This window comes from Leucobacter luti, from assembly GCF_050310065.1.
GTDB classification, from domain to species: Bacteria; Actinomycetota; Actinomycetes; order Actinomycetales; family Microbacteriaceae; genus Leucobacter; species Leucobacter luti_B.
Genome location: NZ_CP190007.1, coordinates 859579 through 883202, shown reverse-complemented (window position 1 = coordinate 883202; position 23624 = coordinate 859579). Strand labels below are relative to the sequence as shown.

Annotated in this window: 17 protein-coding genes and 1 other RNA gene; 4 read left to right on the top strand and 14 right to left on the bottom strand. The window is 69.8% G+C overall.

The window, feature by feature from the left end:
• Positions 1-133: 133 nt before the first annotated feature.
• A complete protein-coding gene (gene acs, locus ACOPJ3_RS03905) occupies positions 134-2119 on the top strand; it encodes an acetate--CoA ligase (protein ID WP_427870524.1) in 1986 nt (661 codons plus the stop codon).
• A gap of 86 nt (positions 2120-2205) precedes the next feature.
• Here acs and ACOPJ3_RS03900 read toward each other — a convergent pair whose 3' ends face one another.
• Positions 2206-2682 carry a RidA family protein gene (locus tag ACOPJ3_RS03900; protein ID WP_427870523.1) on the bottom strand — a complete coding sequence of 159 codons (477 nt, stop codon included), beginning with the start codon at positions 2680-2682 and terminating at the stop codon, positions 2206-2208.
• A gap of 1 nt (position 2683) precedes the next feature.
• The gene (locus ACOPJ3_RS03895; RefSeq protein WP_427870522.1) at positions 2684-2851 is read right to left on the bottom strand and encodes a DUF4177 domain-containing protein; all 168 of its coding nucleotides are present in this window, start codon (positions 2849-2851) and stop codon (positions 2684-2686) included.
• A gap of 102 nt (positions 2852-2953) precedes the next feature.
• Here ACOPJ3_RS03895 and ACOPJ3_RS03890 point away from each other — a divergent pair, with 102 nt between their 5' ends.
• The 3 genes from ACOPJ3_RS03890 (at position 2954) to ACOPJ3_RS03880 (ending at position 7166) form a co-directional block, all read left to right on the top strand.
• A complete protein-coding gene (locus tag ACOPJ3_RS03890; protein WP_427870521.1) occupies positions 2954-5578 on the top strand; it encodes a transglycosylase domain-containing protein in 2625 nt (874 codons plus the stop codon).
• A 4-nt stretch (positions 5579-5582) separates the two neighbouring features.
• Positions 5583-6536, top strand: a complete 954-nt coding sequence (locus ACOPJ3_RS03885; protein ID WP_427870520.1) for a metallophosphoesterase — start codon at positions 5583-5585, stop codon at positions 6534-6536.
• Positions 6537-6608: 72 nt separating this feature from the next.
• Positions 6609-7166 (top strand): AAA family ATPase, encoded by a 558-nt coding sequence (locus ACOPJ3_RS03880; RefSeq protein WP_427870519.1) that lies wholly within the window; start codon positions 6609-6611, stop codon positions 7164-7166.
• Between the two features lie 79 nt (positions 7167-7245).
• Here ACOPJ3_RS03880 and ACOPJ3_RS03875 read toward each other — a convergent pair whose 3' ends face one another.
• The 12 genes from ACOPJ3_RS03875 to rplJ all read right to left on the bottom strand — a co-directional run bounded on the left by ACOPJ3_RS03875 (position 7246) and on the right by rplJ (position 23512).
• Positions 7246-8307, bottom strand: a complete 1062-nt coding sequence (locus tag ACOPJ3_RS03875) for an aspartate-semialdehyde dehydrogenase (protein ID WP_427870518.1) — start codon at positions 8305-8307, stop codon at positions 7246-7248.
• Positions 8308-8343: 36 nt separating this feature from the next.
• Positions 8344-9621 carry an aspartate kinase gene (locus ACOPJ3_RS03870; protein WP_427870517.1) on the bottom strand — a complete coding sequence of 426 codons (1278 nt, stop codon included), beginning with the start codon at positions 9619-9621 and terminating at the stop codon, positions 8344-8346.
• Between the two features lie 125 nt (positions 9622-9746).
• The gene (gene recR / locus ACOPJ3_RS03865; protein ID WP_427870516.1) at positions 9747-10343 is read right to left on the bottom strand and encodes a recombination mediator RecR; all 597 of its coding nucleotides are present in this window, start codon (positions 10341-10343) and stop codon (positions 9747-9749) included.
• 70 nt (positions 10344-10413) lie between these two features.
• Positions 10414-13065 (bottom strand): DNA polymerase III subunit gamma and tau, encoded by a 2652-nt coding sequence (locus tag ACOPJ3_RS03860; RefSeq protein ID WP_427870515.1) that lies wholly within the window; start codon positions 13063-13065, stop codon positions 10414-10416.
• Positions 13066-13121: 56 nt separating this feature from the next.
• On the bottom strand, positions 13122-14312 hold the full coding sequence (locus ACOPJ3_RS03855; protein ID WP_427870514.1) for an acetate/propionate family kinase: 1191 nt from the start codon (positions 14310-14312) through the stop codon (positions 13122-13124).
• On the bottom strand, positions 14309-16429 hold the full coding sequence (pta, locus tag ACOPJ3_RS03850) for a phosphate acetyltransferase (RefSeq protein WP_427870513.1): 2121 nt from the start codon (positions 16427-16429) through the stop codon (positions 14309-14311). The genes ACOPJ3_RS03855 and pta overlap by 4 nt, the downstream gene beginning before the upstream one ends.
• Before the next feature lie 92 nt (positions 16430-16521).
• Positions 16522-17991 (bottom strand): phytoene desaturase family protein, encoded by a 1470-nt coding sequence (locus ACOPJ3_RS03845; RefSeq protein WP_427870512.1) that lies wholly within the window; start codon positions 17989-17991, stop codon positions 16522-16524.
• Between the two features lie 65 nt (positions 17992-18056).
• Positions 18057-18153: signal recognition particle sRNA small type (ffs, locus tag ACOPJ3_RS03840), an RNA gene on the bottom strand.
• Between the two features lie 351 nt (positions 18154-18504).
• A complete protein-coding gene (locus ACOPJ3_RS03835) occupies positions 18505-20604 on the bottom strand; it encodes an ABC transporter ATP-binding protein (RefSeq protein ID WP_427870511.1) in 2100 nt (699 codons plus the stop codon).
• Entirely contained in the window at positions 20604-22340 is a 1737-nt protein-coding gene (locus ACOPJ3_RS03830) for an ABC transporter ATP-binding protein (RefSeq protein ID WP_427870510.1), read from the bottom strand. Before ACOPJ3_RS03830 ends, ACOPJ3_RS03835 begins: the two co-directional genes overlap by 1 nt.
• Positions 22341-22541: 201 nt before the next feature.
• On the bottom strand, positions 22542-22925 hold the full coding sequence (gene rplL, locus ACOPJ3_RS03825; protein WP_427870509.1) for a 50S ribosomal protein L7/L12: 384 nt from the start codon (positions 22923-22925) through the stop codon (positions 22542-22544).
• A 77-nt stretch (positions 22926-23002) separates the two neighbouring features.
• Positions 23003-23512 carry a 50S ribosomal protein L10 gene (rplJ, locus tag ACOPJ3_RS03820; protein WP_427870508.1) on the bottom strand — a complete coding sequence of 170 codons (510 nt, stop codon included), beginning with the start codon at positions 23510-23512 and terminating at the stop codon, positions 23003-23005.
• Positions 23513-23624 lie beyond the last annotated feature (112 nt).

Sequence of the window (23624 nt, the reverse complement as noted above, 5' to 3'; positions counted from 1 at the left end):
GGGATGAGCAACTCGCCAAGACGGCTCGCACCAGGAGGTATAGCCTGGAAGAGCACTCGGTGTCCCCCACATCGGCGCAGCAGCCGTGGGGCGCGAGTCGGCACCGACCACACTCGAACGGATAAGGGCGTCCATGACAGATCACAGCGGAACCATCGAAAGCCATCCTCTGCAGGCCGGCGGCGATCCGGTCTCGTACCCGCCGAGCGACGAGTTTCGGGCGCAGGCGAATGTGAACGATCCGTCCGTCTACTGGCGGGCTGCGGAGGATCCGGAAGCGTACTGGGCGTCTCGCGCGCAGCAGCTCCAGTGGACCAAGCCGTTCACGGAGACACTCGACTGGTCCAATCCCCCGTTCGCGAAGTGGTTCGCCGACGGCGAGCTGAACGTCGCGGCGAACTGCCTCGACCGCCACGTCGCGGCGGGCCTCGGCGACCGGGTCGCGATCCACTTCGAGGGCGAGCCGGGCGACACCCGCTCCATCACCTACGCGGAGCTCACCCACGAGGTGAAGCGCGCGGCCAACATGCTGACGAGCCTCGGCGTGGAGGCGGGCGACCGCGTCGCGATCTACATGCCGATGATCCCCGAGGCCGTGATCGCGATGCTCGCGGTCGTGCGGCTCGGGGCGGCCCACTCGGTCATCTTCGGCGGCTTCAGCGCGGAGAGCCTGCGCGCCCGGATCGACGACGCGAAGGCGGAGCTCGTGATCACCGCGGACGGAGGCTACCGCAAGGGCCGCGTCTCGGCGCTCAAGCCCACGGTCGACGACGCGCTCAACCTCCACGGCGGCGGCTCGACCGTCGAGCGCGTGCTCGTGGTGCAGCGCGGCGAGAACGACGTCGAGATGCAGCCGGGCCGCGACCTGTGGTGGCACGAGGAGATCACCGCGTTCGACGGCGATCACACGGCGAAGGGCTTCCCGGCGGAGAACCCCCTGTTCATCCTCTACACCTCCGGCACCACCGGGCGGCCGAAGGGGATCCTGCACACGAGCGGCGGCTACCTGACGCAGGCGGCGGCGACCCACAGCGACGTCTTCGACCTGAAGCCGGAGAGCGACGTCTACTGGTGCACGGCCGACATCGGCTGGATCACGGGTCACAGTTACGTCGTCTACGGCCCGCTCGCGAACGGGGCGACGCAGGTCATCTACGAGGGCACGCCCGAGACCCCGGACTGGGGCCGCTGGTGGTCCATCATCCAGAAGTACGGCGTCTCCATCTTCTACACCGCGCCCACTGCGATCCGCGCCTGCATGAAGGTCGGCCGCCAGGTCCCCGAGCAGTACGACCTCTCGTCAATCCGCGTGCTCGGCTCCGTGGGCGAGCCCATCAACCCCGAGGCGTGGCGCTGGTACCGCGAAGTCATCGGCGCGGGATCCGCCCCCATCGTCGACACCTGGTGGCAGACCGAGACGGGGGCGATCATGATCTCGCCGCTCCCGGGTCTCACGAGCCTGAAGCCCGGCAGTGCGCAGGCCGCGCAGCCCGGGATCCGAGTGAACGTCGTCGATGAGGCGGGCAACCGCGTGGATCGCGGCCATGGCGGCCTGCTCACGATCCAGCACCCGTGGCCGTCGATGGTTCGCAACATCTGGGGCGACCCTGATCGCTTCATCGACACCTACTGGGCGAAGTTCGGCGACATGTACTTTGCGGGCGACGGTGCGCGCGTCGACGAGGACGGCGACGTCTGGCTGCTCGGCCGCGTCGACGACGTCATGAACGTGTCGGGTCACCGCCTGTCGACCGCGGAGATCGAGTCGGCGCTCGTCGAGCACCACGCGGTCGCTGAGTCCGCCGTGGTCGGCGCGGACGACGAGACGACCGGCCAGGCCGTCGTGGCGTTCGTGATCCTGAAGTCGCAGCAGAAGCTGCTGACCGCGGAGGAGGCCGAGGTCGAGCTCAAGAAGCACGTCGCCCAGCAGATCGGCGCGATCGCCCGGCCCCGCCAGGTCTTCGTCGTCACGGAACTGCCGAAGACCCGGTCGGGCAAGATCATGCGCCGCCTCCTGAAGGACGCCGCAGAGGGCAAGGAGATCGGCGACACGACGACGCTCGCCGACACCGCCGTCATGCAGACGATCTCGGCGCGCATGCGCGGCGAGAAGCAGTAGGCTCGAGCCCCAACGCGAAGGGGGCCGGATCCCGATCGGATCCGGCCCCCTCTGCGCGTGTGGGGCCCGCGACGCGGCCCCGCTGTTTAGCCCTCGATCTTGAAGACGAACTCGATCTCGACGGGGGCGTCGAGCGGCAGCACCGAGACGCCGACCGCCGAGCGGACGTGGATCCCGAGGTCGCCGAACACGCGGCCGAGGAACACGGAGGCGCCGTTCGCGACCCCGGGCTGGCCCGTGAACGAGGGGTCGGAGGCGACGAACGCCGTCACCTTGACCACCTGGGAGATCTTGTCGAGCGAGCCGATGACGCCCCGCACCGCCGCGAGCGCGTTGAGCGCGCACAGCTGCGCGAGCTCCTCAGCCTGCGCGGGAGACACGAGCCCCTCGCCCTCGCCGACCTTGCCGGTCGCGGGGAGCTTGCCGTCGACGAACGGGAGCTGGCCCGCCGTGTAGACGTAGTTCCCATCGCGGAGCGCGGGAACGTACGCGGCGACCGCTGCGGCCACCTCGGGGATCTCGAATCCGAGCTCGCGCAGGCGATCCTCGATAACTGACGCCATGTCAGGCCTTCCTCTTCAAATATGCGACGTTGCCACCGGCAGGGCCCTCGATGATCTGCACGAGTTCCCAGCCCTGCTGGCCCCAGTTATTCAGGATCTGCGCCTCGTTATGGAGCAGCAGCGGTGTGACGAAGTATTCCCAGCGGGGGGCTTCGGCGGAATCGCTCACGTGTTGATCTCCTCGGTATCAGGCCGAATGGCGGGCGACATTGGCGCGCACTGACAGCGTGCGCGTCGCTGATTGCCAGCAAAGTCGCTTACCCTTGATTCTATGACCCGTCAGACTTCAGCGTCTTCTCGCGTGCGCTCGTTCAAGCCGCGGACCGCGGGAGGGGCCCTCGGAGGCATCCTCGGCGCGCTCGCCATGAGCGTGATCGCCGGCGTGCTCGTCACCGCAGCCGTCACCCCCGTCGTCGCCCTGAGCGGCACGGCGACGAGCTCGACCATCGGCATCTTCCAGAAGCTCCCGAATCACCTGAACCCCGGCCGCCTCGCGGAGCCCTCGACGCTCTACGCGAAGCAGGGCGAGGACTACGTGAAGCTCGCCGAGTTCTACGACCAGGATCGCGAGACCGTCGGCTGGGATCAGGTCTCCCAGTTCGTGAAGGACGCGGCGGTCGCGGAGGAGGATCCGCGCTTCTACACGCACGGCGGCGTCGACATGCTCGCCACCAGCCGCGCCGTGCTGCAGAACGCGACGGGCAGCGGTTTCTCCGGCGCCTCGACGATCACGATGCAGTACGTGCGCAACGTGCTCATCCAGGACGCGATCGCGATTCCGGATAAGGAAGAGCAGAAGAAGGCGTACGAGAACGCCATGCGCCAGGACGTCGACCGCAAGCTCAAGGAGATGAAGCTCGCGATCAGCGTCGAGAAGAAGTACCCGAAGGACGACATCCTCCTGGGCTACCTCAACATCGCGCTCTACGGCCGCCAGATCTACGGCATCGAGTCGGCCGCGCACTACTACTACAACAAGTCCGCGAAGGACGTCACGCTCGCGGAGGCCGCGAGCCTCGTCGCGATCGTGAACAACCCGAGCAAGCTCCAGATCGACGTCGAGGAGAACATCCCGGCGAACAAGGAGCGCCGCGACAAGATCCTCGGCTCGATGCTGCGCACGGGGAAGATCACGCAAGCCCAGCACGACGAGGCCGTCGAGACCCCGGTCACGCCGGCCATCACCCCCCGCGTCGCGGGCTGCAACGTCGCCGAGGCGAACTACGGCCTCGGCCACTTCTGCGACTTCGTGCAGCGCTACATCAAGAACGACCCGAACTTCGGTGAGAATCCGACGGATCGGGAGTTTAACTTCAGCCGGGGCGGCTACTCGATCTACACCACGATCGACCTCGACATGCAGGCCGCAGGCCTCCAGGCGACCCACGACACGGTCCCGGCGGCGATGCCTGGCATCGACGTCGGCTCCGCCTCGTCGAGCGTGGAGGTGGGCACCGGCAGAGTGCTCGCGATGGTCCAGAACAAACCGTTCAACAACGCGGAGGACTTCCTCAAGGACCACCCTGAGTACACCACGGTGAACTACAACACCGACTTCGACATGGGCGGCTCGAGCGGCTTCCAGATCGGTTCGACGTTCAAGCCGGTCACGCTTGCGGAGTGGATCAAGACCGGGCACTCCGTGCGCGACATCGTGAACGTCAACGGCCGCACCGTGCAGGAGAGCTCGATCAAGGCGTCCTGCATGCCCGACGGCGTCTACGGCTTCGGCAGCTTCACCTTCTCGAACGACAACCTCGGCACGAAGGGCAACCAGCCCGTGCTCACGGCGATCGCGCAGTCGGTCAACGGCGGCCTCGTGTCGATGCAGCAGAAGATGGACCTCTGCGGCACCTTCGACACGGCGAAGAAGCTCGGCCTGCACCGGGCGAGCGTCGCGACGAACGAGGATCTCCCGAACTACGGCACGACCGACCTCACGATGGTGCCGTCGAACGTCTACGGCGGCATCGACGAGATCGCGCCGATCTCGGTCGCAACCGCGTACGCGGCATTCGCAGGCGACGGCAAGGTCTGCACGCCGGTACCGATCGACAGCATCGTCGACTCCGACGGGGCGCAGGTACCGTTCACGAAGAGCGAGTGCTCCGAGGGAATCTCCCCCGAGGTTGCCGCGGGCGTGGCCTACGCGCTCCAGTACACCGTAAACAACGGCCTCGCGCGCCACGCGCAGTCGAGCATGGGCGTGCCCCATCTCGCGAAGACCGGTACGACCGACGACGTCGTCGACAACTGGACCGCGGGCGCGAGCACGCGCGTCGCGACCGCGACCTGGGTCGGCAACGCCGGACCGGTGCAGATGGCCGACGGCCGGTGGAGCCGCGTGTCGACGCAGCCCTTCGGCGGACTCATGTACGCCGATCAGACGATCTGGCCCGCGCTCATGAATACCGCCGACGCCAAGTACGGCGGCGACCGTTTCCGCGAGCCATCGAACACGGCGATCCAGCAGACGATGGTCGGCGTGCCGGACCTCAAGGGCAAGTCCTTCGAGGAAGCGACCGCGGCGCTCACGAACCTCGGCTTCTCCGTCTCCGACGGCGGCGAGGTCGACTCCGCGGTGGCGAAGGGCATGGTCGCGCGCACGGATCCCGCTGGCGGCTCCTCCGCGGGCCTGGGATCGGCCGTGACGGTCTACCGAAGCAACGGCGAGGGCGCCACCGTGCCCGACGGGCTCATCGGCGCGACCGGCGAGGCCGCGCGGAAGACGCTGACGGGCGCCGGGTTCTCGAACGTCGACTTCGCCTGTGACGCGGGCGACAAGGCCTTCCCGAAGAAGGACAAGGTCGTCTCGGTCAGCCCGGAGAGCGGTTCCGAGGCGAAGACGAACTCGACGATCACCCTGACCCTCAACTGCGGGAAGGGCGAAGGCTGACCCCGTGGCAGTAGCATCACCGCGCCCGGCCGCGGCAGCCCTCGGGCTCGCCGCGGCCGGCGTCATCACCTGGTCCACCGTGATCGAGCGTCGGCTCTTCACGATCCGCCGCCACACGCTGCCGCTCCTCCCCGAGGGCGCGGCGCCGATCCGGATCCTGCAGCTCTCCGACCTGCACCTCGCGCCGTGGCAGACCAACAAGGTCAACTGGGTGCGCTCGCTCGCGGAACTCCGGCCGGACCTCGTGGTACTCACGGGCGACCTGATGGGGCACATACAGGCCCGGCCGATGCTGCTGAGCGCCCTCGAGCCGCTCGCTGCCGCCGCCCCGACCGTGTTCGTGCACGGCTCGAACGATTACTACGGCCCGATCTTGAAGAACCCGCTGAAGTACCTTGCCGAGCCGAGTCGCAAGAGCACCCGCGAGCCCGACATCGACAACGCGGCGCTCACCGCCGGGCTCGAGGCCATCGGCTGCGTGAACCTCAACAACTCGGCGGCCCGCCTCGAGCTGCGCGGAACGAGCGTCGAGCTCCTGGGGCTGAACGACCCGCACATCCGCTACGACGATGTCGAGGCCATGCGCTCCGAGCTCGCCGCGCTGACGGCGGAGGACGACAGCGACGGCGCCGAAGCAGCGAGCGACGAGCGGCTCCGGATCGGCGTCGTGCACGCCCCCTACCAGCAGGTGCTCGGCGAGTTCCTCGACGACGGCGCGGATCTGATCCTCGCGGGCCACACCCACGGCGGCCAGGTGCGTGTTCCCGGCGTTGGGGCCCTCACCTCGAACTGCGACCTGCCGACCGCGCAGGCCCGCGGCTTGAGCGTCTGGTACGACGCGCACCGCGCGGCGTTCCTCAACGTGAGCGCGGGCCTCGGCAACTCGATCTACGCGCCCGTGCGCTTCGCGTGCCGGCCCGAGGCGACCCTCATCACGCTCGAGTCGCCGCGCGGCTAGCGGGGCGACCGGGTCGCGGGATCCGGAACATCGTTCCCGGTCGCATCGATTTTCGCGACGTACACTGGCACTATGCCTGGCAACGTCATCATCCTCACTGGCCCGCCCGGGGCGGGCAAGTCGACGATCGCGCGCCGCATCGCGAGCCTGCGCGCAAGCGGGGTGCACCTGCACACCGACGACTACTGGAGCGCGATCATCGCGGGCGGGATCCCCGCCTACCTGCCCGAGGCCGACGAGCAGAACCAGACCGTCCTCCGGGCGATCGCGGCCGCGGCGTTCGAGTTCGCGTACGGCGGCTTCGACGTGGTCGTTGACGGAATCGTCGGTCCCTGGATGCTGCACCACTTCGCCGAGGCCCGCCGGGTGCACCCGAGTGTCGACGTCAGCTACACGGTGCTGCGGCCCGACCGCGCCGTGACGCTGTCGCGCGCCATCGCCCGCACCTCTCCCGACGCGCTCATCGATCCGGATCCGGTGCTCGCGATGTGGGATCAGTTCGCGCACCTCGGGGCGCTCGAGCGGCACGTGCTCGAGACGAGCGACGAGGACGCGGACACGACGGTCGTGCGCGTGACGCAGGTGCTCGCGGCCGGAGAGCACCTCCTCAGCCACTCCCCGGCGGGTTAGTGGGTAGTTGTTAGCGATTTCGGGGCTTCGCGGGGCCCGGAAGCCCCGAAATCGCTAACAACCTCCGGCGGGGGCGGGGCTAGGCGCCGAGCTTCTGCTGCGCGACGAGCTCCGCGATCTGCACCGTGTTGAGGGCGGCGCCCTTGCGCAGGTTGTCGTTCGAGACGAAGAACGTCAGGCCGCGGCCCGCGGGCGCCGACTGGTCCTCGCGGATGCGGCCGACGAAGGAGGGATCCTGCCCCGCCGCCTCGAGGGGCGTCGGCACGTCGCTCAGCTCAACGCCGGGAGCCTCGGCGAGCACCTCGCGGGCGCGGTCGGCCGAGATCGGGCGGGCGAACTCCGCGTTGATCGCGAGCGAGTGGCCCGTGAACACGGGGACGCGCACGCACGTGCCCGAGACGAGCAACTCGGGGAGCTCGAGGATCTTGCGGCTCTCGTTGCGGAGCTTCTTCTCCTCGTCGGTCTCGCCCTGACCGTCGTCGACGATGGATCCGGCGAGCGGCAGCACGTCGAACGCGATCGTCTTCGTGTACACCTCTGGCGCCTTGAAGTCGATGGCCGCGCCGTCGTGCACAAGGCCCTCGATGCCGCCGGTCTCGACCGCCGCCGTGACCTGGCCCGAAAGCTCCTTAGCGCCGGCGAGTCCGGATCCGGAGACCGCCTGGAAGGTCGTGACGATGAGGCGTTCGAGCCCGGCCTCGGCGTCGAGCGCCTTCATCACGGGCATCGCGGCCATGGTCGTGCAGTTCGGGTTCGCGATGATGCCCTTCTTGGCCTCGGCGATCGCGTGCGGGTTGACCTCGCTCACGACGAGCGGGACCTCGGGGTCGAGGCGCCACGCACTCGAGTTGTCGACGACGACCGCGCCGGCCTCGGCGAACTGAGGAGCATACTTCTTCGAGGCGGCGCCGCCCGCGGAGAAAAGCGCGATGTCGATGCCGCTCTTGTCGGCCGTGTCGACGTCCTCCACGACGATGTCCTCGCCGCGGAACTCGAGCGTCGTGCCCGCCGAGCGCGCGCTCGAGAAGAAGCGCACGCTCCGGATCGGGAACTCGCGCTCGACGAGGAGCTTGCGCATGACGGCGCCGACCTGCCCGGTGGCGCCGACGACGGCGACGGAAAGACCCTGCTGTTCAGCCATCTTCGTGTGGGTTCCTTTGGTTCTGGGGCGCGCGGCCTAGCGGCCGGTGCCCGCGTAGACGGTTGCGTCGGTGTCGGAGTCGAGCCCGAACGCCGTGTGGAGCACGCGCACGGCCTTCTCCATGAGGTCGGCGCGGGTGACCACGGAGATCCGGATCTCGGAGGTCGAGATCATCTCGATGTTGATGTCGGCCTCGTAGAGGGCGCGGAAGAGCTGGGCCGAGACGCCCGTGCTGGTGCGCATGCCGGCGCCGACCACTGCGACCTTCGCGATCTGGTCGTCGTACTGCAGCGTCTCGAACTCGAGCACCTCGCGCTCCGCCTCGAGCGCCTGGATCACGCGGCGGCCGTCGCCGAGCGGGACCGTGAAGGAGATGTCGGTGCGGTTCGTGTCGGCGGCCGACACATTCTGCACGATCATGTCGATGTTGGCGTGGGTCTTCGCGACGATCTCGAAGATCTGAGCGGCCTTGCCCGGGACGTCGGGGACGCCTCCGACGGTGACCTTGGCCTCGCTCTTCTCGGCCGCGATTCCGGTGATGATCGGCTCTTCCACCTGATCTCCCTTCGGGTGCCCCTTGGCGGGGTCGTAGACGATGGTCCCGAGCTCGTCCGAGAAGGACGAGCGGACGTGGAGCACGACGCCGTGGCGGCGCGCATATTCGACGGCGCGCAGGTGCAGCACCTTCGCGCCGGAGGCGGCGAGCTCGAGCATCTCCTCGGCCGTGATCGCGTCGATCTTCTTCGCCTTGGGGACGATGCGCGGGTCGGTCGTGAATACGCCGTCGACGTCGGTGTAGATCTCGCACACGTCTGCGCCGAGTGCGGCCGCGAGCGCTACCGCGGTCGTGTCGGATCCGCCCCGGCCGAGCGTCGTGATGTCGCGCGAGTCGCGGCTGAAGCCCTGGAATCCCGCGACGATCGCGATCGCGCCCTGGTCGAGCGCCTCGCGCACGCGGCCCGGGGTGACATCGACGATCTTCGCGGCGCCGTGCTCGGAGGTCGTGATCATGCCGGCCTGGCTGCCCGTGAAGGAGAGCGCCTCGAGGCCCATGCCCTTGATCGTCATGGCGAGGAGCGCCATGGAGATGCGCTCGCCCGCGGTGAGAAGCATGTCGAGTTCGCGGGGCGCCGGGATCGGAGTGCACTCCGCGGCGAGGTCGAGGAGTTCGTCGGTCGTGTCGCCCATGGCGCTCACCGCCACGACGACCTCGTTGCCCGCGCGGCGGGCCTCGACGATGCGCTTTGCGACGCGCTTGATGCTCTCCGCATCCGCAACGGACGAGCCCCCGAACTTCTGCACGATCAACGCCACGCGGGTTCCTCCTCAAATTGCTACGCGATCCCTCAGTCTACCGGAATCGACATGCCCGTATCCGCCCGCGGACACGGGCCGTAACGGGGAAGCGCCGAACGCGCGGGCGGCTGCCCGCGGCCGGCCTACTCGACGACGCGCCGCCCCTCGAAGGCGCGGCCGAGCGTCACCTCGTCGGCGAACTCCAGGTCGCCGCCGACCGGGAGGCCCGAGGCGAGGCGCGAGACGGGCACCTCGATGGTCGTGAGGAGGCGCGAGAGGTAGGCGGCCGTGGCCTCACCCTCCAGGTTCGGATCGGTCGCGATGATGACCTCCTTGACCTCGCCCTCGCCGAGGCGTCGCATGAGCGCCGGGATGCTGAGGTCGTCCGGGCCGATGCCGTCGATCGGGCTGATCGCGCCGCCGAGCACGTGATAGAGGCCCCGGAACTGGCGGGTGCGCTCGATCGCGACCACGTCCTTCGGCTCCTCGACGACGCAGATGAGCGAGTGGTCGCGGCGGGGATCGCGGCAGATCGAGCAGCGCTCTTGCTCGGTGATGTTGCCACAGACCTCGCAGAACCGGACCTTCTCGCGCACCTCACTGAGGAGCTCCGCGAGGCGCGACACGTCGAAGTTCTGGGTCTGCAGAATGTGGAACGCGATCCGCTGCGCCGACTTCGGACCGATGCCGGGAAGGCGCCCGAACTCGTCGATCAGGTCCTGGACGATGCCGTCGTACAAGGGTGCTGCCTCCAAGGGATCACGTGGGACGATCAGGGGGTCCCGCGAACTCCCCCAAGTCTACGCCGGGCTACTGACGCGGCAGCGGACGTTCCTCGACGAAGCGCGCCCCGAACACCTCGCGCACGACCGCCTCCCCGTAGCGGGTGAACGCTGGCGCCGAGCTCTTCTTCTTGGCGGCGGCGGGCGCCTCCTGCACCGGCTCGGGATCGTGCGCCTCGGCGGGTGCGGGTGCGGATACCGGTGCCGGTGCCGGTGCCGGTGCCGGTGCCGGTGCCGGTGCCGGGTCCTGCGGGCGGGCCGGCGCCGTCTCCAGATCTGCGCCGCTGGCGTAGGGGTCGCCAGACGCGTAGGGGTCATCGTCGGGGTAGTCTCCGCCCGTCGGGCCATCGCCCGCGCCGGGGTCGCCCGCGTACGGATCGTCGTCGTGGCGCGCGTCAGGCGACTCGCCGCCGCCGTTCTGCCGTTCCGGATCCGGGGCCCGTTCCTCGGCCGGAGCCTCCGCCGCCGGGGCCTCCGCAGCCGGGGCCTCCGCAGCCGGAGCCTCCGCAGCCGGGGACTCCGGCGCGCTCTTCTCCGCCCGCGGCCGATCCGGTGTCGGTTGAGCCGGCGCTGGATCCGCCCACGCCGGGGCGGCGAGCGCCGGACCGAGCGCGCTCAGCCGCTTGGCCGCGCGCTGCATCGGATCGTCGGAGGGCTCTTGCTCAGGCTCCTCGGGGTCGGAGCTCGGCCCCGTCTCGCGCGCGGCGCCCGGCGGGGTCTGCCCCGCCGGCAGCTCCTTCGGGACGTACTTCACGCTGATGCCAACCGCAGAGAGGATCGCCTCGCGGAGCGGGCCAGCGCCGGCCGTCTTGAACACGTTGAGGTCGGAGACCGACTGGAAGCCCAGGTAGAGGATGTCGTCCTTGAGTGCGAGCGGCGTCGTGTTGCGCACGGCGTTCCACGCCTCACGGTCCTGCTCGAGGATCTCCTCCATCAGGTCGGGCCAGAGCTCGACGAGATCGTCGAAGCCGCCCTGCGGGGCCCCGTCGTCGCCGTCGACCTGCTCGGTCTCGGGCTCGGGGGCCTGAACAGAGGGCGGATCGCTCGGCGCCGCGCCCGGGCCCTCGCCCTGCTGCGGACCAGCGGCGGGCGCCTGTGGCTGAGCAGCCGGGGCCGGGGCCGCGGCTGGTGCCGGTGCCGCTGCCGGCTCGGGCCTCTCGGCGCCGATGCTCTCGATCTGGGCGGCGCTCAGCACGTCGGAGATCGGCCGGCCAAAGCCCGCTGCCCCCGCGTTCGGGTGCGGCTGACCGGCCAGTTCCTCGCGACGCTGCTCCGGAGCCGACTGTGCAGCCTGCCGTGGGGCCGACGCCGCGGGCTGAACAGGTGCCTCTGCCCGCGTGGCGGGCTCGGACGGCGCGTTGTCGTTCCGCAAGAACTCCCTGATCGAGGCCGCCGTCTCGGCGGCATTCGGCGCAGGCTCGCGCACGGGCTGCACGGGCTGAGCGGGCTGCTGCACCGGCTGAGCCGGCTGCTGCACGGGCTGGGAAGGCTGCTGCGGCGCGGACTGCGCGGGCCGAGCTTGCTGCTGCGGTGCCGCCGGAGCCGCCTGAGCGGCCGGAGCGACGGCCGCCGCCTGCTCGGCGCCCACGAGCGCGCGGGCGATCATGAGTTCGAGCTGCAGCTTCGGCGCCGTCGCGCCCGCCATCGAGTCGAGGGCCTCGCTCACGATGTCGGCGAGGCGCGAGAGCTCGCCGCGGGCGAAGCCGCGCGACTGCTCGAACATGCGGTCGAGCTGGTCCTGCGGCACCCCGCGGAACACCGCGGCCGCGCCGTCGACCGTGGTCGCGCCGACCACGATGAGGTCGCGCAGGCGCTCGAGCAGGTCCTCGACGAATCGGCGCGGATCCTGGCCCGTCTGCACAACCCGGTCGGTCGCGCGGAACGCCGCGGCCGGATCCTGCGCCGCGAAGGCGTTGACCACATCATCGAGCAGCTCCGTGTGCGTGAAGCCGAGGAGTCCGGCGGCGCGCTCGCGCGTCACGAGGTCGCCCTCGGAGCCCGCGATGAGCTGGTCGAGGATCGACAGCGTGTCGCGCACCGATCCGCCGCCCGAGCGCACGACGAGCGGGAGCACGCCCGGCTCGACCTGCACGCCCTCGCTGTCACACAGCGACTGCACGTAATCGATGAGCGTGCCCGGCGCGATCAGGCGGAACGGGTAGTGGTGGGTGCGCGAACGGATCGTGCCGATCACCTTGTCCGGCTCCGTCGTCGCGAAGACGAACTTCACGTGCGGCGGCGGCTCCTCCACGATCTTGAGCAGCGCGTTGAAGCCGCCGGGCGTCACCATGTGCGCCTCGTCGATGATGAAGATCTTGAAGCGATCCCGCGCGGGGGCGAAGACCGCCCGCTCGCGCAGGTCGCGCGCGTCGTCGACGCCACCGTGGCTCGCGGCGTCGATCTCGACGACGTCGAGCGACCCACCGCCGTCGCGGCTCAGCTCGACGCAGCTCGGGCACACGCCGCACGGCGTGTCTGTGGGGCCCTCGGCACAGTTGAGGCAGCGCGCGAGGATGCGCGCCGACGTGGTCTTGCCGCAGCCGCGAGGCCCACTGAACAGGTAGGCGTGGCCGATCCGGCCCGTGCGAAGGGCCGTCATGAGCGGATCAGTCACCTGGGACTGACCGATCATCTCGGAGAAGGCTTCTGGCCGGTAACGGCGATAGAGTGCGGCAACCACGGGCTCAATGCTACCCGCGACCACTGACATTCACGGGGGCGGCAGCGAAAGCCGCGCTACCCCGCGACGAGCTCCCAGGCCTGCCGGGCGATCTCGGCCTCCTCGTCGGTCGGCACGACGAGCACCGCGATCCGCGAGTCGTCCGTGCTGATCAGGCGCGCCTCCCGCGACGGCGCCTCGTTCCGATCCGGATCGATCCGCACCCCGAACCACTCGAGGTCTGCGCACACCTCCGCGCGCACGGCCGCGTTGTTCTCGCCGACGCCCGCCGTGAAGACGATCGTGTCGGCCCCGTCGAGGTCGACGAGGTACGCGCCGATGTAGTGCCTGATCCGGTGCACATAGACGGCGAGCGCGAGCCGTGCGTCCGCGTCGCCGGCGTCGGCCGCTGCCCGCACGTCGCGGAAGTCGTTCGTGCCCGCGAAGCCGAGGAGCCCCGAGCGCTGGTTGAGGAGCTTGTCGAGCTCGTCGACGCTGTAGCCCGCGCGGAGGAGGTGGAGGAGCGCGCCCGGGTCGATGTCGCCGCTGCGCGTGCCCATCACGAGCCCGGCGAGCGGGGTGAGACCCATCGACGTGTCGACGGAGCGGCCGCCGTCGATCGCGCACGCCGAGGCGCCGTTGCCGAGGTGCAGCACGATCTGCTTGAGCGATTCGAGCGGTCGCCCGAGGAACTCGGCCGCGCGCCGCGAGACGACCTGGTGCGAGATGCCGTGGAAGCCGTATCGCCTGATCCCGTGCACCGAAGCAACCGCGGGATCGATCGCGTACCGGTACGCGGACTCTGGCATCGTCTGGTGGAACGCCGTGTCGAACACCGCGACGTGCGGAAGGTCGGGGAAGAGCGCCCGCGCCGCAACGATCGCCTGGTAGTGGCCGGGATTGTGGAGCGGGGCGAGCTCACCGAGCTCGTGGATCCGGTCGGCGACCACGTCGTCGAGGAGCGTCGGCTCGATGAAGTCGCCGCCGCCCTGCACGATGCGGTGGCCGAGCGCGGAGATCCCGAGCTCGTCGACGGGCGTCCCCGTCTCCTCGAACGCGCGCACCATCTCGGCGAAACCCGCCGTGTGATCGGGGACGGGGAGCTCGCGGGAGACCTCGGAGCCGTCGGCGCCGCGGTGCACGATGCGGCCGAGCGGCTCGCCGATGCGCTCGACGAGCCCGGAGGCCAGCCGCTCCCCCGTCGCCGCCTCGACGACCTGGTACTTGATCGAGGATGAACCGCTGTTCACCACAAGGATCCGGGTCACTCGGCCGCCTCCTTCGCCTCGCCGCTCTGCACGGCCGTGATCGCGACCGTGTTCAGGATGTCCTCGACGGTCGCCCCCCGCGAGAGGTCGTTCACGGGCTTGTTCAGGCCCTGCAGCACGGGGCCGACGGCGACCGCGCCCGCCGAGCGCTGCACCGCCTTGTAGGTGTTGTTGCCCGTGTTGAGGTCGGGGAAGATGAACACGGTCGCGCGCCCCGCGACCGAGGAGCCGGGCAGCTTCGCGGCCCCCGTCGCGGGGTCGCTCGCCGCGTCGTACTGGATCGGCCCCTCGATCAGGAGATCCGGGCGCGCCGCCCGGGCGAGGAGCGTCGCCTCACGCACCTTGTCGACGTCGGCTCCGGATCCGGACTCCCCCGTCGAATACGACAGCATCGCGACGCGCGGCTCGACGCCGAACTGCGCCGCGGTCTCCGCCGAGGAGATCGCGATATCGGCGAGCTGCGCCGCCGTGGGATCGGGGTTGACGGCGCAGTCGCCGTAGACGAGCACGCGATCGGCGAGGGCCATGAAGAAGACGCTCGACACGACCGAGACCCCGGGACGCGTCTTGATGAATTCGAGGCTCGGGCGGATCGTGTGCGCCGTCGTGTTCGCTGCGCCGGACACCATACCGTCGGCGAGGCCGAGGTGCACCATCATCGTGCCGAAATAGCTGCCATCGCCCATGACCTCGCGCGCCCGCTCGAGCGTGACGCCCTTGTGTGCGCGGAGCCGCGCGTACTCGGCCGCGAACTGCTCGCGCAGCGGCGAGGTCGCCGGATCGACGACCTCGGCTGCGTCGAGCGTGAGCCCGAGCTCGCCGCCGCGCTTGCGCACCGCGTCCTCCGCGCCGAGAAGCGTCAGTCGCACGACCCCGCGCGCGAGCAGCGTGCTCGCGGCCCGCAGGATGCGGTCGTCGCCGCCCTCGGGCAGCACGATGTGCGCGTCGGCCGCGGTCGCCCGCTCGAAGAGCTCGTAGGCGAACATGACGGGCGTGCGCACGCCGCCTCGGTGGAGGCGCAGGCGCTCGCGCAGCACCTCGCCGTCGACGTGCTGCTCGAAGAGCGCGAGCGCCGTGTCGAACTTCGCGGGCGACTCCTCCGTGAGCAGGCCGCGCGCGCGGGTGATCCGGCGCACCGTGTCGAAGGTGCCGAAGGCCGTGCGCACGACGGGGAGCGTCGAGTCGATGCCGTCGAGCAGCCGCTCGACGGCGGGCGGCAGCGCGAAATCGCCGTTCAGCACGACCGCGGCGATCGTCGGGAACGTGGGGGCCTCGTGCGCCATCGTGACGGCGAGGAGCGTCTCGGCGCGGTCGGCGGCGATCACGACGGCCGAGCCCTCGAGGAGCCTGGGCAGCACGTTCTCCATCGACATCCCCGCGACGACCACGTCGCGCACCTCGCGCGCGAGGAGCTCGGCGTCGCCGCGCACGAGCTCGCCGCGCACCTCCTCCACCACGGCGGAGACGGGCGGGGCGACGAGCAGCAGCGCCTCGGGCACCGCCCAGACCGGGGTCGCCGCAGGCAGCACCGCCGCGACCGCCTCCGTGATCTCGGTGAGCCGCTCCGGATCCGCACGGTTCACGAGCGCCGCGAGCACCGTCGCGTGCTCGGCGCGGAGCTCCGCGAGGCCGAGCTCCGCGATCTGCGCGACGTCGCCCGGGGTGCGCGCCAGCTGCTGGCCCAGGTGCTCGGGCTCCTCGTTCGACCGGCCGCCGATCACGAGCAGCACGGGCGCGTCGAGGTTCGCCGCGATCCGCGCGTTGAACGCGAGCTCGGTGGGCGCCGCGACGTCCGTGAAGTCGGATCCGACGACGACGACCGCGTCGCACTGCGCGCTGAGGGCGCGGAACACGGAGACGATCCGGGTCATCGCGGCGTCCGGATCGGCGTGCGCCTCCTCGTAGGTGACGCCGACGCAGGCCTCGTAGGGCACGTCGGCCGTCGCGCGTGCGCGCAGCGTCTCGAGCACCCGGTCGCGTTCCTCACCGGAGCGGATCAGGGGACGGAACACTCCGACACGGGGGGCGTCCGCGAGCAGCGCATCGAGAACCCCCAGCGCGATCGCGCTCTTCCCGGTCCTGCCCTCGGCCGACGTCAAGTAGATGCATGCAGCCACGAGCCAACCTTACCGTTCGGCGCGTAATGTTCCGTGGTGCGCGCGAGTTCGCGGCGAGCTCCTGACGGTCTCTGAGCCGTCTCCGAGGCGGCTCAGCTAAGGCCGAGGGGCGGCCCCTCCAGCCCGTACTCGTGGCGGAGCGCCGAGAGGGCCGCGTACCAGCCGCTCAGGCCGTGCACGCCCGGGCCGGGCGGCGTCGACGACGAGGCGAGGTAGATCCCCCGCGCCGGGGTGCGCCAGGGATCCGGGCCCACGGTCGGGCGCGCGAGGAGTTGCGGCAGCGTGACGGCGCCCGCGCTGAAGTCGCCGCCGTGGTAGTTCATGTTGTAGTCGGCGAGCTGCGCCGCCGTGGTGACGCGGTAGTCGCGGATCCGGTCCCGGAATCCCGGCGCGAAGCGCTCGATCTGCGCAATCACCTCGGCCGAGACGTCGCGACTCGATCCGCTCGGCACGTGGGTGTAACTCCAGATGGCGTGGGTGCCCGCAGGGTTCCGGCCGGGGTCGAAGTCGGCCGTTTGCGCGAGCAGGACGTAGGGCCTGCGCGGGTGCCTGCCGCGCGCGACCTCGAGCTCGGCGGCGGCGCCCTCCGCGCGGGATCCCCCGAGATGCACGGTGGGGGCGGCGGCGACCCGCGGATCCCGCCACGGGATCGGGCCGTCGAGCACGAAGTCGACCTTCGTGGCGCCGTCGCCGTAGCGGAAGCGGGCGAGCCTGCGCGCGTAGGGCCGCGGCAGGCGGCGCCCGGCGATCCGGAGCAGCCCGCGCGCCGAGGTGTCGAAGAGCTTGACGCGGAAGTCGCCCAGCTCGTCGACGCTCGAAATCGGGTTCGCGGTCTCGATCCGGCCCCCGTGCTCGATGAGGTCTGCGGCGAGCGCGTCCGAGATGGCGCGGGATCCCCCGACCGGGACCGGCCAGCCGCGCGCGTGCCCGAGCGTGCCGAGCACGACGCCGACGCCGCCCGTGGCGAGGTTCGGCATGCGGCCGATGCTGTGGGCCGCGACGCCGGAGACGAGGGCGCGCGCCGCCTGCCCGCGGAAGCGGAGATTCCAGAGCGGGCTGCCCTGCTCGAGCGTGCGGAGCCCCGTGAGCGCGGCCGCGAGCGGGTCGCGCGGGATCCGGAGCATCGCGCCGCCGAGCGCGAAGTCCGTGACGGCTTCGACGCGCCTGACGAGCGGGCGGTAGAAGCGGGCGTAGGCCGCGCCGTCGCGGCCGAGCTCGTCGGCGGTGCGGGCGAGGTCGCGGTAGGCGATCGCGGCGCGGCCGTCCGGGCTCGCGGCGCCGTCGAGCGGGTTCGCGTAGGAGGCCTCCGGCACCACGAAGCGCATCCGCTTCTCGAGCTCGAACGCGCGAAAGAACCCGGTCGCGAGCGCCATCGGGTGGATCGCGGAGCAGACGTCGTGGAGCACGCCCGGCTCGACGAGCTCGGTCGTGCGGGTGCCGCCGCCGATCGTCTCGGCCGCCTCGAACACGGTGACCGGGATCCCGGCCCGCGCGAGCGTCACCGCTGCCGCGAGCCCGTTGGGGCCCGCGCCGACGACCGCCGCTGCATGGGAGCTCACCATGCGACTGATAGTAACGGTGCCGCGGTGCCGTTAGGTGGCGCCAGGGCCCGATTCAGTGCCGGAAACGAAAAGACTCCCCACGCACCCGCTAGAGCCCAGGTACCCTTGCTGCATTTCTGCCCTGGGGGAGTTCCCTGAGATAGCGCCACGTGGGGAGCCGTACCAGTCTAGCGGATCCGGAGCCCGCCCGATGACCGGGGCGTGCGCCCCCCCTCTCCCCGGGTGTTGAGCTGACCCAAAGTGACGCATTCTGCGCTCCAGGGGACACTTTGGGTCAACTCTTCGGAGGGGGCGGGGCCGAGCGCGCTGGCCCCCGGCTTGAGTTGACCCAAAGTTTCGCATTCTGCACTCCAGGGGACACTTTGGGTCAACTCTTCGGAGGCGCGAGGCGCAGCGGCGCCACACCCCGGCTTGAGTTGACCCAAAGTGACGCATTCTGCGTTCCAGGGGATACTTTGGGTCAACTCTTCGCGGGGCCGGGGGAGGAGGACGGAGGGGCGCGGGAGCCGGGGGCTACTCCGCCGGGGCCGGATCCGGGCCCGGATCCTGCGCCGGAGGCTGCGTGGCGACCGGGGCCGTCGCGGCGGAGAGCTCGAGCGCCTCCTCCTCCACGGCGGCGCCCGCGAACTGGGCCTCGTAGAGCGCGAAGTAAGCCCCGCGCCTCTCGAGCAGCTCCTCGTGCGTACCCTGCTCCACGATGCGGCCGTTCTCCATCATGAGGATGGTGTCGGCGTCGCGAATCGTGGAGAGCCGGTGCGCGATCACGAACGACGTGCGGTCGCTGCGGAGCGCCCGCATCGCCTGCTGCACGAGCACCTCGGTGCGGGTGTCCACCGACGAGGTCGCCTCGTCGAGGATCAGCAGCGACGGGTTCGCGATGAACGCGCGCGCTATCGTGAGCAGCTGGCGCTCGCCGGCCGAAAGCGACGAGGCGTTCTCCGAGATCACCGTGTCGTAGCCGTCCGGCAGCTGGCGCACAAAGCGGTCAACCATGGTCGCCTGCGCGGCCTCGATGACCTCCTCGTCGCTCGCGTCGAGCCGGCCGTAACGGATGTTCTCCCTGATCGTGCCGTCGAAAAGCCAGGCGTCCTGGAGCACCATCCCGACGTGCCCGCGGAGCTCCGCCCGCGACAGCTTCGTGATGTCGACATCGTCGAGCAGGATCCGCCCGGCGTCGAGCTCGTAGAACCGCATCACGAGGTTCACGAGCGTCGTCTTGCCCGCCCCCGTCGGGCCAACGATCGCGACGGTGTGACCCGGGCGCGCCTCGAGCGAGAGGTCCTCAATGAGGGGGCGATCCGGCTCGTAGCTGAAGCTCACGCGGTCGAACACGACGTGCCCGTCGGTGCGCTCGGGGAGCGTCGCCTCGGCGGTGTCCGGATCCTGCTCCTCCGCGTCGAGCAGCTCGAACGTGCGCTCCGCCGACGCGACGCCGGACTGCAGCATGTTCGCCATACCCGCCATCTCGCCGATCGGCTGCGAGAACTCGCGCGAGTACTGGATGAACGCGGTCACGTCGCCGAGCGTCATCTGCCCGGCCGTCACGCGGAGCGCGCCGACGACGGCGATGAGCACGTAGCTCAGGTACTGCACGAACTGCATGGCCGGCATGATGGTGCCGGAGAGCGCCTGCGCCTTGTAGGCCGCGGTGAAGAGGCCCTCGTTGCGGCGGTCGAACTCCTCCGTCATCTCGGCATCCCGGTTGAAGATGCGTACGAGCTCGTGACCCGTGAACGACTCCTCGATGTGGCCGTTCAGGTCGCCCGTGTGCTTCCACTGCGCCACGAAGAGCTTCTGGGCGCGCACGCCGACGACGCCCGCGATGATCCCGGACAGCGGCAGCGCGATGAGCGCGATGAGCGCGAGCTGCCACGAGACGATGAACATCATCGCCGCGATGCCGATCACGGTCAGCAGCGACTGCACGAGCTGCGAGAACGCCTGCTGCAGGGCCTGCTGGATGTTGTCGACGTCGTTCGTCACGCGCGAGAGCACGTCGCCGCGCTGGCGCCCGTCGAAGTAGCCGAGCGGCAGGCGGTTGATCTTCGCCTCGATGTCCCGACGGAGCTTGTAGATGATCCGCATCACGAGCTTGTTGAGCAGGAAGCCCTGCAGCCACATGAGGAACGACGCGACCAAATAGAGGCCGAGCACGGTCAGGATCAGCCGGCCGAGCAGGTCGAAGTCGATCCCTTGGCCGGGCACGACGTTCGCACCCTCGAGCATGTCTGCGAACTGGTTCTCGCCGCGCGAGCGCGCGAGCTTGATGACCTCGTCGACGGGCACGCCGGCCGGCAGCTGCTGGCCGAGGATGCCGTTGAAGATCACGTCCATCGCCTGGCCGAGCACCTTCGGCGCGATGACCGTGAGCACCACGGATCCCACGACGAGCAGCACGACGAACGAGAACAGTCCGGCCTCGGGCTTGAGGAGCCCCATGAGGCGCTTCGCCGCCGGCCAGAAGTGCTTCGCCTTCTTCGCCGGGGCGCCGCCCATCCAGTCGTCGCCGCTTGGCTGGTAGTCGGCCGGCAGCTCGTCGGCCGCGAGATCCTGCGCCTTCCCGGTGCCACCGCCGTCCGGGCCGGCGGGAGCAGTCTGCTTCTTCCTTGCCATCAGGCCGCCTCCGCCTCTTCCATCTGCGATCGCACGATCTCCTGGTACACCTCGTTCGAGTCGAGCAGCTCGTCGTGCGTGCCGCGGCCGACGATCTCACCCGCCTCGACGACGAGGATCTGGTCCGCCTCGGTGATCGTCGAGACGCGCTGGGCGACGATGATCGTCGTCGCCCCCTCCGTCGCCTCGGGGAGCGCGGCCCGCAGGCGCGCGTCGGTCGCGACGTCGAGCGCCGAGAACGAGTCGTCGAAGAGGTAGACGAGCGGCTTCGCGACGAGGGCGCGCGCGATCGAGAGCCGCTGGCGCTGCCCGCCGGACACGCTCGTGCCGCCCTGCGAGATCGGCTCCTCCAGCCCGTGCTCCTTCTCGCGCACGAAGTCGTCGCCCTGGGCGACGCGCAGCGCCTCCCACAGCTCCTCGTCCGTCGCGTCGCTCCGCCCGAACCTGAGGTTCGACGCGATCGTGCCGGAGAACAGGTACGGGCGCTGCGGCACGAGACTCAGCGACGACGCGAGCTGCTCACGGGTGAGCATGTCGACGGGCTGCCCGTCGACCGTGATCCGGCCCGCCTGCGGGTCGTAGAGCCGCAGCATGAGGTTGAGCAGCACGGTCTTGCCCGCGCCGGTCGAGCCGATGATCGCGGTCGTGCGGCCGGGCTCGGCCGTGAAGCTGACGTTCCGGATCACGGGCTCCTCGGCGCCCGGGAACCCGAAGGTCACGCCCTCGAAGCTGACGCGGCCCTGCTGGGGCGTCTGCACGCGCTCGGAGCGCGGGAATTCCAGCTCCGACTTGGAATCGAGGAGCTCGGCGATGCGCTCAGAACAGACCACGGCGCGCGGGATCATCATCGTCATGAACACGCCCATCATGACGGCCATGAGGATCTGCAGCAGGTACTGCAGGAAGGCCGTGAGCGAGCCGACCTCGACGAGACCGGCGTCGACGCGGTGCCCGCCGAACCACAGCACCGCGGCGGTCGCGAAGTGCAGCACCATCATGATGACCGGGAACATCAGCACGAAGACCTGGCCGACGCGGACCGACACCTGCGTGATGTTCCGGTTCGCGACGTCGTAGCGATCCGTCTCGAAGTCCTCGCGCACGAACGCGCGCACGACGCGGATGCCCATGATCTGCTCGCGGAGCACGCCGTTGATCGCGTCGACGCGATCCTGCATCGTCCGGAACAGGGGAAGCAACAGCCACACGAGGAAGCTCACGATCACCGCGAGCACGGCCACCGAGGCCCAAACGAGCCACGACATGCCCGCGTCTTCGCGGAGCGCCATGATGATGCCGCCGACCGCCATGATCGGCGCGGTCACCATGAAGTTCAGGGTCATGAGCACGAGCATCTGCACCTGCTGCACGTCGTTCGTGCCGCGGGTGATCAGGGTGCCGGCGCCGAACTTCGTCGCCTCGAGGGTGCTCAGCGAGTCGACCTTGCGGTACACCTCGCGGCGGAGATCGCGGCCGATCCCCATGGCGGCGCGCGCGCCGCAGTAGACGGCGATGACCGCGGTGACGACCTGACCGAGCGACATGAGGAGCATGATCCCGCCCGTGCTCCAGATGAACTCGGTATCGCCCTTCGCGATGCCCTTATCGATGATCTGGGCGTTCAGGCTGGGGAGCCAGAGCGCGGCGATCGTCGACAGCAGCTGCATCACGAGCACGGCCGCGATGAACGGCCAGTATCGCTTCGCGTGTCGAAGAGTGAGTTGGATGAGGGCCACGAGGATCCTTTCTTGATGGTCCTGGCGCCAGGGATCAGCCGGGCGAGGGTGGTCCCAGAATGATCCGAACAGCCGGGCAACAGTAGCAGGTCACGGACCAAATATCCATATGGGACCCAGGAAACACGGGCCCCGGTGCGGGGATGCGAAAGGGCGGCCCTCCCGAAGGAGAGCCGCCCCGAATTCGCTGAAGCGAAGAGCTTAGACGAGCTTGACGCCCGCGCCTGCCTCCTCGAGCTTGGCCTTTGCCTCCTCGGCGGCCTCCTTCTTCGCACCCTCGAGCACGTTCTTGGGAGCCTCCTCGACGAGGGACTTCGCCTCGCCAAGGCCGAGGCCGGTCAGCTCGCGCACGACCTTGATGACCTGGATCTTCTTGTCGCCAGCCGACTCGAGGACGACGTCGAACTCGTCCTTCTCCTCGACGGCCTCAGCGGCGCCACCGGCGGCCGGGGCAGCGGCAACGGCGACCGGAGCGGCAGCCGAAACGTCGAAGGTCTCCTCGAACGCCTTGACGAACTCCGAGAGCTCGATGAGGGTGAGCTCCTTGAACTGCTCGAGCAGCTCTTCAGTCGAAAGCTTAGCCATAGTGTTTCTCCTTGATGTGTGCCCTCAGCGAGTGAGGGCGGGTCTTCTTGTTGAACGGATCCGGCCGGGGCCGGAGCTTACGCGTCCTGCTTCTCCTGCAGCGCGCCGAAGCCGCGTGCGGCCTTGGCGGGCAGTGCGTTGAACAGCTGAGCCGCACCGACGAGGGCAGCCTGCATGGCGCCGGCGGCCTTGGCCAGCAGCACCTCGCGGCTCTCCAGGTCGGCAAGCTTGCCTACCTCAGCGGCGGTCAGGGCGTTGCCATCGAAGTAGCCCGCCTTCACCACCAAAAGAGGGTTTGCCTTGGCGAAGTCACGCAGAGCCTTGGCGACCGCGACGGTGTCACCGTGCACGAAGGCGAGGGCCGAGGGACCGGCGAGCTCGTCATCGAATGCGGTGATCCCGGCGTTGTTGGCCGCAATCTTGGTCAGCGTGTTCTTCGCCACAGCGTACGTCGCGTGCTCGCGGATGCTGTTGCGGAGTTCCCGCAGCTGGGCAACCGTGAGACCGCGGTACTCAGTCAGCAGAACGGCGTCCGACTCTTCAAACTTGCGCTGAAGATCGGCGACCGTAGCGTCCTTCGTAGCCATGGCGCTCCCTAGCTTGTCGTACCCGCGCGACGGACGTCGCACAGGGGCCGCGCCGCACGGAATCTCCCCTGAAACGGAAAGAAGCTCCGGCGCGCACGCACGGAGCTTCGAA